Genomic DNA, 11,190 nt, shown 5'->3' on the forward strand with positions numbered 1-11,190 from the left:
CAGGGAGGGCAGCGAGCCGGAGATCGACGGCGAGCCGCTGCCGCTGCCGCGGCGCGAGCGGCGCATCCTGGAATATCTGGCCAGCAACCGCGGCCGGCGCGTGACCAAGACGCAGGTCTTCAACGCCATCTACGGCATCTTCGACGAAGAGGTTGAGGAGAACGTGGTGGAGAGCCACATCTCGAAGCTGCGCAAGAAGCTGCGTGAGAAGCTCGGCCACGACCCGATCGATTCCAAGCGGTTCCTCGGCTATCGGCTGGTGTTTTGATGGCCGTCCAAGGCACATCCCGCGCCAGCCTCGCGCAAGACACGAGGCATAGTTTTGTGGCCTCCTACCAAGGCACTGCGGAGATCCATCGATGAGCCTCTACGGAATGATGCGGACCGGCGTTTCCGGTATGAACGCGCAGGCCAACCGCTTGTCCACGGTGGCCGACAACATCGCCAACTCCGACACCACCGGCTACAAGCGCTCTTCGGCCGAGTTCTCGTCCCTGATCATGCCCGGCACCGGCGGCGCCTATAATTCGGGCGGCGTGACCACGACGATCCGCTCCGCCGTCAGCACCCAAGGCGTCATGACCTACACCACTTCGGTGTCCGACCTTGCCGTCAACGGCGACGGCTTCTTCGTCGTGCAGGACGCCGGCGGCACGCCCTATCTCACCCGCGCCGGCTCCTTCGTCCCGGATGCGCAAGGCCGGCTGGTCAATGCCGCGGGCTACCAGCTCATGGCTTACGATTACGCCAATGGCGATCCGGCCGCGACCGCCAACGGCTTCGAAGGCCTCGTGCCGGTGCAGATCTCCGACCAGGAAATGACGGCGACGCCGAGCACGAGCGGAATATTCAGCGGCAACCTGCCGGCAGGCGCCACTCCGGTCGCGGCCGGCAGTCTGCCCTCCACCAACAGCGCGACCGCCCAGTACACGTCGAAAACCTCGCTGGTCGCCTACGACAATCTCGGCAACAAGAAGCTGCTCGACGTCTATTTCACCAACACCGGCGCCGGCACCTGGCAGGTCGCGGTCTTCGACCAGTCGAAGGCGACCCCGGGCACCTCGTTCCCCTATACGGGGGGCATGCTGGGATCGGCCAACCTCACCTTCGACACCACCACCGGCAAGCTCACCGGCGCGACCACGGGCGTCTCCTTCACCGTTCCGGGCGGCCAGACCCTCAACCTCGATCTCTCCAAGCTGACCCAGCTCGGCACCGGCTTCACCGTCGCCGACGCCAAGGTCAACGGCAACGCGCCGAGCTCAATCCAGAAGGTGCAGATCGGCCAGGACGGCGTCATCTACGCGCAGTTCGCGGACGGCTCGACCAAGGCGCTTTACAAGATCCCGCTGGCCGATGTTCAGAGCCCCGACAACCTCACCGCCATGCCCGGCAACGTCTATGTGCAGAGCACCGATTCCGGCGCCGTCCATATCGGCTTTGCCAATGAGGGCAAGCTCGGCTCCATCGTCTCCGGGGCGCTTGAAAATTCGAATGTCGATATCGCCGAGGAACTGACCAACATGATTGCGGCGCAGCGCAGCTACACCGCCAATTCCAAGGTCTTCCAGACCGGCTCGGACCTGATGGACGTCCTCGTCAACCTGAAGAGATAACCGACGGGCGCCGCCCGTGAAAGATCAGCATGTCGCTTTCCTCCGCACTAAGCATTGCCCAGTCGGCGCTTCTGGCCACCTCCAAGCAGACCAGCGTCGTATCGCGCAATGTGGCCGATGCCTCGAACCCGGACTATACCCGCCGCATCGCCGTGGTGACCAGCACGGCGCCCGGCGCCAGAATGGTGGAAATCCAGCGCACCGCCAATGATCTGCTGTTTCGGCAGAACCTCCAGGCGCTGTCGGCGTGGAGCGGCCAGAGCGCGCTTTACGACGGCATGGACCAGCTCGATCTGTCGGTCAACGGGGTCGACAACGCGTCGTCGCCCTCGACGGCGATCGCCAACCTGCAGAAAGCCCTGCAGCTCTACGCCACCACGCCGTCGAACCAGAACCTTGGCACCAGCGTCGTCGACGCCGCCAAGCAGGTGGTGAATTCGCTGAACAGCGGCACCAAGGCGATCCAGGATTTTCGAACCCAGGCGGACAGCCAGATCGCCACCGCCGTCAACGATCTAAACTCGCTGCTCAGCCAGTTCCAGGACGCCAACAAGGCCGTCATCTCGGGCACACGCTCGGGCACGGACGTATCCGACGCGCTCGACCAGCGCGACGCGCTTTTGAAGAAGATATCGGAATATGTCCCGGTCTCGACCTTCACGCGCGGCGACAACGACATGGTCATCACCACCAAGGACGGCACGACGCTGTTCGAGACCGTGCCGCGCTCGGTGACCTTCACGCCATCGTCCGGCTATTCGGCCGGCACGCCCGGCAACACGATCTATATCGACAACGTGCCGGTTTCCGCCGGCACCGGCGACAACACCACCGCCGACGGCAAGCTGGCGGGCCTGTTGAAGCTCCGTGACGGCGTCGCCTCGACCATGCAGAGCCAGCTCGACGAAATCGCGCGCGGCCTGATCACGGCATTTGCCGAGACCGCACCGTCGCAGCCCAATGCGACTGGCCTGTTCACATGGTCCGGCGCGCCGGCAATTCCGCCCGCCGGCACCCTGGTCGACGGCCTCGCCGGGTCGATCAGCGTCAACGCCGCCTTTGATCCGAGCGCCGGCGGCAATCCCGCGCTGCTGCGCGACGGCGGCGCCAACGGCGTCGCCTATGTCGCCAACACCGGCGGCGGCGCGTCCTATGCGGACCTGCTGATCGGTTACGGCAACAAGCTGGATCAGCCGATGGCCTTCGATACGTCCACCGGCATTGCCGTCAGCTCCGGCGTCTCCGACTATGCGGCTAACGCCATCGGCTGGTTCGAAGGCGTGCGCCAGCAGGCTTCGACCAATGCCGACAACAAGCAGGCGCTGGCCGCACGCACGGCCGAGGCGCTGTCCAACGACACCGGGGTCAATATCGACCAGGAAATGTCCCTGCTTCTCGACCTCGAGCACACCTATCAGGCATCGGCGCATATGATGAAGACGGTAGGCGACATGCTGGATTCCCTGTTGGCGGCGGTGGGATAATTCATGAAAGCGACAGGCGTTTCCTCGGCTGCCATATCCAACGCGCTGCGCTACCAGCAGGCGAAGATGCAGGCCGACCTCATCAAGGCGACGAAGGAATCACAGACCGGCACGGTCGCCGATATCGGACTGGCGCTCGGCAGCCGCACCACCCAGGCCGTCACCTTCCAGCGCGACCTCGACCGATTGAACGGCATTGTAGATTCCAACGCGCTCGTCTCGGCGCGCCTGAAATCGACCCAGGATTCGCTCGGCCAGATCGCCAACAGCGCGCAGAGCTTCCTGTCCGCGCTGACCAGCGGCGTGTCGGGCGACTCCTCGACCAGCATCCTGCGGACCGCCGGCGCCTCGGCGCTGCAGCAGATGACCGGCATCCTCAACACCAGCGTCAACGGCGAATATCTGTTTGCCGGCACCAACACCGACGTCAAGCCGATCGACGATTTCAACGCCGCCGGCTCGCCGGCCAAGGCGGCGTTCGACGCCGCTTTCACCAGCTATTTCGGCTTTACCCAGACCGACCCGGCTGCGGCCAACATCACCGCCGCGCAGATGGATAACTTCATCACCACGCAGGTCGAGCCGCAATTCCTGGGCTCCGGCTGGCAGGCCAACTGGTCGAGCGCCACCGACGAGCAGATCACCAGCCGCATTTCGCTCAACGAGACCACCCAGACCTCGATCAGCGCCAACGACCAAGGCATCCGCAAGCTCGCCATGGCGGCCGCCATGGTCAGCAGCCTGATGACGGGCAGCATCAGCGAGGCCGCGCAGAACGCGGTCGTCAGCCGCGCCCAGGCGCTGGTCGGCGAAGCCATCGGCGGCATCACCCAAATACGGGCCGAAACAGGCATTGCCCAGCAACGGGTGTCCGATGCCAGCGACCGCATGAAAACCCAGGTCGACCTCTTCGAGAAGCATATCCTTGATCTCGAAGGTGTCGATCCCACGGAAGCGGCGACCCGCGTGGCCGACCTGACACAGCATATCGAGACATCCTTTGCCTTGACCGCGCGTTTGCAGCAGCTCAGCCTGCTCAACTATCTGACTTGAACACGTAAACCGGAACGCCAGAGCGCCGACGATGTATCAATTCTCCTACGCCGACATCCAGACCGACTCCGTCGCCGATGCCAAGGACCGGGAGCGGCAGCTGCTCACCCGCTCGATCGACATGCTGGCCGCGGCGGCCGCGGTCGGCACCGACTCCATGGAGGCGGTCGAGGCGCTGCATTTCACCAACCGCATCTGGACCACCTTCGTCGAGGATCTCGGCTCCAGCGACAACGCGCTCCCCAAGGAGCTGCGCGCCAACCTGATCTCCATCGGCCTGTGGCTGCTGCGCGAGACAGAGGACATCCGCCAGGGCCGCACCAACAATTTCGAAGGACTGATCGAGGTCTCTCAGATCATCCGAGACGGCATCCAATGACCAACACGCTGAAGATCTCGCTGAAGCCCAACGAGAAGATCTACATCAATGGCGCGGTCATCCGCGTCGACCGCAAGGTCACCATCGAGCTGATGAACGATGTGCAGTTCCTGCTCGAAAGCCATGTCATCCAGGCCGACCAGGCCTCGACGCCGCTCAGGCAGCTCTATTTCATCGTGCAGATCATGCTGATCAATCCGGCGGGCGCCGCGGAGGCGCGCGACATGTTCCGCCGTTCGCTGCCGATGCTGATCGCGAGCTTCGACAACCAGGACATCTGCAACAGGCTGAAGCAGATCGACCGCATGGTCGGCGAGGACGAGATCTACGAGGCGCTGAAGGCGATCCGCGCGCTCTATCCGCTCGAGCGAAAGGCGCTCGAAGACATTGACGAGATTCCCGAAGCGCCCCGCGCACTGGCTGTAGGAGCATAAGATGGCTGTCGACATGACGACAACGATCCCGGTTGGCGCCAACCAGGCCAGCCAGCAGACCTCGAAGACGGCGGTGGACTACCAGTCGTTCCTGAAGCTCCTCATCGCCGAGATGAAAAACCAGGATCCGACCAAGCCGATGGATTCCACGCAATATGTCGCGCAGCTCGCCACCTTCTCCCAGGTCGAGCAGTCGGTACAGACCAACACCAAGCTTGACCAGATCATGCAGTCATCGGCGCTCTCGCAGGCCGACGCGCTGATCGGCCGCTCGATCACCTCGGCCGACGGCAAGACCACCGGCACGGTGGCTTCGGTGACGCTTTCCAGCAACGGCCTCATCGCCGTGCTGCAGGACGGCACCAAAGTCCCGGTCGGCGCGGGCGTCTCGATCAAGCCGGCCAGCTAAAGCATGTCTCCCGAAAGTGGGAACTGGCTTCGGGATAAAGACATGCGTAAAACCAGAGACCTAAAGCGCATGGAGCGAATCCGAAGGATCGCGACGCGCTTTAGTCTGACCGCTGGGGGTGTGCCCGCATGAATGAGGCCGATGCCCTCGATATCGTCCAGTACGCGGTGTGGACGGTTCTCACCGCCTCCGCCCCCGTGGTGCTGGTGGCGATGGTGGTCGGCATCGGCATCGCGCTCATCCAGGCGCTGACCCAGATCCAGGAAATCACGCTGACCTTCGTGCCGAAGATCGTCGCCATCATGCTCGTGGTGGCGCTGACCGGCCCATTCATCGGCAGCCAGATATCGGCCTTCACCAACGTTATCTTCGAGCGCATCGAGCACGGCTTCTGACGCAAAGCCGCGACAGGCGTATAGCGGCCTGTTCGCAAGGCCCGAGATCGCTTGCGGCGACGTTTGTCGCGGCTAGATTGTAGCAGTGCCGGTATCGGCCGGCGTCTTTATCGCAAACGGCGATTCAGGAAGCGATGCATCAAGCAAGAACGGCCGGCGGGCCATGTGCGGAATAGCCGGCGTCTGGCGAAAGCGCGATCCGATCGGGAGCGGCGATCTTTCCGATGTCGCGCGCATGATGCAGGCATTGGCGCATCGCGGTCCCGACGACCACGGCAACTGGAACAACGCCCGCTTGGCGCTCGGCCACTGCCGGTTGGCCATTATCGATCCATCGCCCGCCGCGCGCGAGCCGATGCTGACCGCATCCGGCGACGGCGTGCTGTGCTACAATGGCGAGGTCTATAATTTTCGCGTGCTGCGCAAGACGCTGGAGGCGGAAGGCCTGACATTCCGAACGGTGTCCGACACCGAGGTGGTACTTCAGGCCCTGCATCACTGGGGCCCGAAAAAGGCGGTGCCGCTGTTCGACGGCATGTTCTCCTTCGCCTATTTCGATGCCCGCGACGGGGCCTTGTGGCTTGTCCGTGACAGGCTGGGCATCAAGCCATTGTCGGTCGCCGACACCGGCGAGCGCGTGCTGTTTGCCTCCGAGGACAAGGCGATCCTCGCCTGCCATGACTTTGCGCGCCGTGTCGACACGCGCGAGCTGACATTGCGGCTGGCCTGGCAGAGCCGCGATTCCAGCTACAGCGTCTTTGACGGCATAGACCGGCTGCCGCCCGCCGGTCTCTGGAAGATTACCGGCGATGGCATCGAGAAGCGCCGCTTCTGGCATGTCCTCGATGTGATCGAGACGGCGCGCATCGCCGAAGACAGGACATCCGACGCCGAGCACATGGCGACGCTCGAGAGGCTGCTGGAGGAGAGTGTCGAGCTGCATTGCATCGCCGATGCCAACCTGGCCACCGCCTGCAGCGGCGGCGTCGATTCCGGCCTGATCACCGCGCTCGCCAAGCGCTTCAGGCCGGAGCTGCACGGCTATGTCATCGACCAGAAGCTCGGCCGTAGCGAGGCGCCGGACGCCGAACGCACCGGCCGCCATATCGGTATCGGCCTGCGCCGGGTTCCTTTCGACAGAGAGCGGTTCCTCGAGTTCTGGCCGCGTGCGGTCTGGCACCTCGAGACCGACGGCTGGCATGCCAGCCACGCGGCGCTGCTGGCGCTTGCCGAGCAGTGCCGCGCCGACGGCGTCAAGGTGCTGCTCACCGGCGAGGGCTCCGACGAGCTTTTCGGCGGCTACAAATGGCAGGCATCGACAATGCGGCTCTGGCGCCACTCCTGGCTGCAGCGCCTGTTCCGCTCGAAGGCCAGACGCGACCGCAAATTCGCCGAACTACGCCGCGCACCGTTCCGCAACTCGATCGGCCGCGGCTCGCCCTCCGAGCGCAGCATGGCGCTCAGAGCCCTGTCGCCAGAGTTGAATTTCCTGCAGACGAAGCTGTTCGACAGGCTGGACGGCGTCACGCCGCTCGATGATCGCGCTTTCCTGGCAAGTTGCTTTTACGACCTCTACTCGCATCTGCAGGACCTGCTGCACAGGCATGACCGGCTAAGCATGGCGGCGTCCGTCGAGCTCAGGGTGCCGTTCCTCGAGAACCGGCTCATCGACTTCGCCCTTCACCTGCCGCGCCGGCAGAAATACCGCGACGGAACCGGCAAGTGGCTGCTGAAGAAAGTCGCCGAACACCATCTGCCACGCGAAAACATTCGTGCGGCAAAGATCGGCTTCGACATGGCCGATGCTTTTTCCGCCGGCACGCAAGGGCTGCTGCGCGGCGGTCTGCTTCGCGACGCGATGAAATGGTCGTCCTCCGAATTGGACGACCTGATCGACATGGCAAGAAGCCAGGAAACGTCGCGCCTGCGGCTCGTCGGCCTGGAAATGCTGCTCAGGCTCTACATGCGCGGCGACACCACAGGCGACCTGACCGAGGCCCTGCACGTCGAGACGAGAGGCGAAAAATAGCCGGGGTTGGTCCAGACCGGCGAGATGCTTGGTTTAAAGCTTCGCCGACGCATTTTCGCCTTTGCCATCCTGTTGTTGGGTCTCACTCTTTGGCGAGTCGCCGGCCTCTTCGGGCGCGGCGAGCCTTAATAGCGGACGAAGGCCCAACCATGATCGACGACGAGCCGGAAAGCGAACGCGTCTCCGCGCTGGCGCCGTTCCGGCACGGCATATTCCGAGCCGTCTGGGCGGCCAGCCTGGTGTCGAATTTCGGCGGCCTGATCCAGGGCGTGGGCGCCGCCTGGATGATGACCACGATTGCCACCTCGCCCTACCAGGTGGCGCTGGTCCAGGCCTCGACCACCTTGCCGATCATGCTGTTCGCGCTGGTCGCCGGCGCCATCGCCGACAGCTTCAACCGCCGCAAGGTGATGCTGGTGGCGCAGACCTTCATGCTGGTCGTCTCGGCGCTGCTCACCTTGTTCACCTGGCAAGGGTGGATGACGCCCTGGACGCTGCTGGCCTTCACCTTCCTGATCGACAGCGGCACGGCGCTGAACAGCCCGTCATGGCAGGCTTCCGTCGGCGACATGGTGCCGCGCGCCAAGGTGCCGGCGGCGGTCGCGCTCAATTCGCTGGGCTTCAATATCACCCGCAGCGTCGGCCCGGCCATCGGCGGCGTCATCGTCGCCGCCGCGGGTGCCGCGGCCGCCTTCGCCGCCAACGCCGTCAGCTATATCGGCCTGATCGCCGTGCTCGCCCGCTGGAAGCCGGCGCTGCCCGAGCAGACCCTGCCGCGCGAGTCTCTGGGCGCGGCGATGGGCGCCGGCCTGCGCTATGTCGCCATGTCGCCCAACATCGCCAAGGTGCTGGTCCGCGGCTCTGCCTTCGGCTTCAGCGCCGGCGCGGTGCTCGCGCTTCTTCCGCTGGTGGCGCGCGACGTCGTCAAGGGCGATGCGCTGACCTATGGCATCATGCTCGGCGCCTTCGGCATCGGCGCGGTCGGCGGCGCGCTGATCAGTGTGCGGCTCAGACAGTTGCTGTCGAGCGAGGTGATGGTGCGCATGGCGTTTGCCGGCTTCGCGCTCTGCGCCCTCAACGCAGCGGTCAGCCACAATGGCTGGCAGACATCGGCGGGCCTGCTCATCGGCGGCGCCTGCTGGGTGATCGCGCTCTCGCACTTCAACGTCACCGTGCAGATGTCGACGCCGCGCTGGGTGGTCGGCCGCGTGCTGTCGATCTACCAGACGGCGACCTTCGGCGGCATCGCGCTGGGCAGCTGGATCTGGGGCGTCGTCGCCGATGCTCATGGCGCCGAAACCGCGCTGATCGCGGCGGCGGTCGCCATGCTGGCTGGCGCGGCCATCGGCTTTGTCCTGCCGTTGCCGAAGCAGACGGTTCTCAACCTCGATCCGCTCAACCGCTTCAAGGAGCCGACGCTATCGCTCGATCTCAAGCCGCGCAGCGGCCCGATCGCCGTCATGATCGAGTACATCATCCGCGAGGACGACGTGCCGGAATTCCTGGCGACCATGGCAGAGCGCGGCCGCATCCGCCGCCGCGACGGCGCCCGCAACTGGACGCTCGCGCGGGATCTCGAAAATCCCGGCATCTGGATCGAGCACTACCACACGCCGACCTGGGTCGAGTATATCCGCCACAACCGCCGCGCCACCCATGCCGATGCCGTGGTCGGCGAACGCCTCCGCGCGCTGCACAGCGGCGAGAACCCGCCGCGCGTGCGCCGGATGATCGAGCGCCCGACCACCGCGGGCACGACGCTTGTCTCGCCCAAGGGGCCGATCGATCACTGATCTTCTGGCCGATCAGTGCCCTGTAATGGCGTCGGCAACTGCGGCAAGCTTCGAAGTGTGTGCAAGCCCCGCCGCCTCGCGCTGGTCGGCGATGCGGTAGAGCTGGTACATCGAATGCACGCCCAGCCAGCGGAACGGCTCCGGTTCCCAGGGCCGCACCTTGCGGTTGACCCAGGGCAGCCGCGTGAGTTCGGTATCCTGGCCGAGCACCAGATCGGTCAGCGTGCGCCCCGATAGATTTGAGCTCGACACGCCGAGCCCGACATAGCCGCCGGCCCAGCCGATGCGCGTCGCCGGGTCGAGCCCCACCGTCGTGCACCAGTCGCGCGGCACGCCGAGCACGCCGCACCAGGCGTGGTCGATGCGGCACCCCGCGGTCTGCGGCAACAGCGTGGTCAGGATCGTGTGCAGCTGGTCGATCATCGCCTGCTGCGTCTGGCCGTTGATGTCGGTGCGCGAGCCGTAGCGGTAGGGCACGCCGCGCCCGCCCATGGTGATACGGCCCTCGCGCGTGCGCTGGGCATAGCAATAGGCATGCGCGGCATTGCCGAGCAGTTCGTGCCCCTCCCAACCGATCTTGCGCCAAAGCTCTTCCGACAGCGGTTCGGTGACGATCTGCGCGCTATTGAGCGCCAGCCAGGTCCGCTCTTCCCCCGGGATACCGGCCGTGAACCCTTCCGTGGCGCGGATGATGGTTTCGGCCCGCACCGTGCCGCGGTCCGTGGCCACGATGCCCTTGGCAATGACGGTGACCGTTGTCTTCTCATAGATGGAAACGCCGAGACGCTCGACCGCCGCTGCCAGCCCGCGCACCAGCTTGGCCGGCTGCACGCGCGCCTGGCCGCGGATGACGAAGCCGCCCATGACATTGCGGATGTTGATGCGCGTCCGCGTCGCGTCGGCGTCAAGCAGCTCGATGCGTTCGGGATCGGCATCCCAGGAGCGGGTCGTCTCGCATTCCTCGCGCACGCGCTCCAGCTGCGCCGCATTGGTGGCGACCGTCAGATTGTCGACGCGGCGGAGATCGGCATCGATGCCCTCTTCCGCTGCCACCCGGATCACCTCGTCGACGCAGCCGGCCATCGCCTGCTGCATGGCCGTGACGCCTTGGCGTGTCGAGGTCTTCAGATACTTCTCGCGCGACCAGCCGAAACCGCCCGACAGCCAACCGCCATTGCGCCCCGACGCGCCGAAGCCGGCGAACTCGCGCTCGACGAGCACGATGCGCAGCGATGGCTTCGCCTTCTTCAGGTAATAGGCCGTCCACAGCCCGGTATAGCCGGCGCCGACGATCGCGACATCCGCCTCGATGTCGCCCGGCAAGGGCGGGCGCGGCGCGGGGATAGCGCCCAGATCCGCATACCAGAACGAGACATCGCCGTTGCGCTTGACTTGCATGGGATGGCTTCCAGGAGTGACGTCTTAGAGACCGTTTCGAAATTCGCTCCGGCGAGTCATATGGTGGTGGTTTCGAGAACCGGAGCGGAGCGTACGTAAGTACGTGTTGGGGTGGACGGCCCCCGACGGCATCACAATGTGCCAGAATGAGGTCGTTGCAGATCTCATCAAGGGAGACCGTCCGTGGATAAACTTATTCG

Annotated in this window: 11 protein-coding genes; 10 read left to right on the top strand and 1 reads right to left on the bottom strand. The window is 65.0% G+C overall.

Annotation, left to right across the window (positions count from 1 at the left end):
* The 10 genes from EOA23_RS26050 to EOA23_RS26095 form a co-directional block, all read left to right on the top strand.
* The coding region (locus tag EOA23_RS26050; RefSeq protein ID WP_145966484.1) for a winged helix-turn-helix domain-containing protein at positions 1-268 on the top strand (268 nt) is incomplete at its 5' end.
* Positions 269-359: 91 nt separating this feature from the next.
* Positions 360-1,616 carry a flagellar hook protein FlgE gene (locus EOA23_RS26055; protein WP_126059611.1) on the top strand — a complete coding sequence of 419 codons (1,257 nt, stop codon included), beginning with the start codon at positions 360-362 and terminating at the stop codon, positions 1,614-1,616.
* A gap of 29 nt (positions 1,617-1,645) precedes the next feature.
* Complete coding sequence (gene flgK, locus EOA23_RS26060) at positions 1,646-3,100, top strand: flagellar hook-associated protein FlgK (RefSeq protein WP_126059610.1); 1,455 nt, start codon at positions 1,646-1,648, stop codon at positions 3,098-3,100.
* Between the two features lie 3 nt (positions 3,101-3,103).
* Positions 3,104-4,153, top strand: a complete 1,050-nt coding sequence (locus EOA23_RS26065; RefSeq protein WP_126059609.1) for a flagellar hook-associated family protein — start codon at positions 3,104-3,106, stop codon at positions 4,151-4,153.
* A gap of 31 nt (positions 4,154-4,184) precedes the next feature.
* Positions 4,185-4,532 carry a flagellar biosynthesis regulator FlaF gene (flaF, locus tag EOA23_RS26070; protein WP_042640513.1) on the top strand — a complete coding sequence of 116 codons (348 nt, stop codon included), beginning with the start codon at positions 4,185-4,187 and terminating at the stop codon, positions 4,530-4,532.
* A complete protein-coding gene (gene flbT / locus EOA23_RS26075; protein ID WP_127306261.1) occupies positions 4,529-4,966 on the top strand; it encodes a flagellar biosynthesis repressor FlbT in 438 nt (145 codons plus the stop codon). The genes flaF and flbT overlap by 4 nt, the downstream gene beginning before the upstream one ends.
* A 1-nt stretch (position 4,967) precedes the next feature.
* Positions 4,968-5,375 (top strand): flagellar hook assembly protein FlgD, encoded by a 408-nt coding sequence (gene flgD / locus EOA23_RS26080; protein ID WP_126059607.1) that lies wholly within the window; start codon positions 4,968-4,970, stop codon positions 5,373-5,375.
* 128 nt (positions 5,376-5,503) lie between these two features.
* Positions 5,504-5,770: a flagellar biosynthesis protein FliQ gene (fliQ, locus tag EOA23_RS26085; protein WP_040989996.1), complete on the top strand. Its 267-nt coding sequence runs from the start codon at positions 5,504-5,506 to the stop codon at positions 5,768-5,770.
* Between the two features lie 163 nt (positions 5,771-5,933).
* Positions 5,934-7,799, top strand: coding sequence for an asparagine synthase (glutamine-hydrolyzing) (gene asnB / locus EOA23_RS26090; protein WP_127306262.1), 1,866 nt, complete (start codon positions 5,934-5,936; stop codon positions 7,797-7,799).
* A 149-nt stretch (positions 7,800-7,948) separates the two neighbouring features.
* Entirely contained in the window at positions 7,949-9,592 is a 1,644-nt protein-coding gene (locus EOA23_RS26095) for an MFS transporter (protein WP_127306263.1), read from the top strand.
* A 12-nt stretch (positions 9,593-9,604) separates the two neighbouring features.
* Here the strand turns inward: EOA23_RS26095 and EOA23_RS26100 are convergent, their stop codons facing one another.
* A complete protein-coding gene (locus EOA23_RS26100) occupies positions 9,605-10,990 on the bottom strand; it encodes an FAD-binding oxidoreductase (RefSeq protein WP_127306264.1) in 1,386 nt (461 codons plus the stop codon).
* Between the last annotated feature and the right edge of the window lie 200 nt (positions 10,991-11,190).

Source organism: Mesorhizobium sp. M2A.F.Ca.ET.042.01.1.1 (assembly GCF_003997405.1).
GTDB lineage: Bacteria > Pseudomonadota > Alphaproteobacteria > Rhizobiales > Rhizobiaceae > Mesorhizobium.

What these genes read in the sequence shown, in the direction of transcription:
- EOA23_RS26055 (WP_126059611.1), top strand. Translation starts at nt 360, where the DNA reads ATGAGCCTCTACGGAATGATGCGGACCGGCGTTTCCGGTATGAACGCG.
- flgK (WP_126059610.1), top strand. Translation starts at nt 1,646, where the DNA reads ATGTCGCTTTCCTCCGCACTAAGCATTGCCCAGTCGGCGCTTCTGGCC.
- EOA23_RS26065 (WP_126059609.1), top strand. Translation starts at nt 3,104, where the DNA reads ATGAAAGCGACAGGCGTTTCCTCGGCTGCCATATCCAACGCGCTGCGC.
- flaF (WP_042640513.1), top strand. Translation starts at nt 4,185, where the DNA reads ATGTATCAATTCTCCTACGCCGACATCCAGACCGACTCCGTCGCCGAT.
- flbT (WP_127306261.1), top strand. Translation starts at nt 4,529, where the DNA reads ATGACCAACACGCTGAAGATCTCGCTGAAGCCCAACGAGAAGATCTAC.
- flgD (WP_126059607.1), top strand. Translation starts at nt 4,968, where the DNA reads ATGGCTGTCGACATGACGACAACGATCCCGGTTGGCGCCAACCAGGCC.
- fliQ (WP_040989996.1), top strand. Translation starts at nt 5,504, where the DNA reads ATGAATGAGGCCGATGCCCTCGATATCGTCCAGTACGCGGTGTGGACG.
- asnB (WP_127306262.1), top strand. Translation starts at nt 5,934, where the DNA reads ATGTGCGGAATAGCCGGCGTCTGGCGAAAGCGCGATCCGATCGGGAGC.
- EOA23_RS26095 (WP_127306263.1), top strand. Translation starts at nt 7,949, where the DNA reads ATGATCGACGACGAGCCGGAAAGCGAACGCGTCTCCGCGCTGGCGCCG.
- EOA23_RS26100 (WP_127306264.1), bottom strand. Translation starts at nt 10,990, where the DNA reads ATGCAAGTCAAGCGCAACGGCGATGTCTCGTTCTGGTATGCGGATCTG.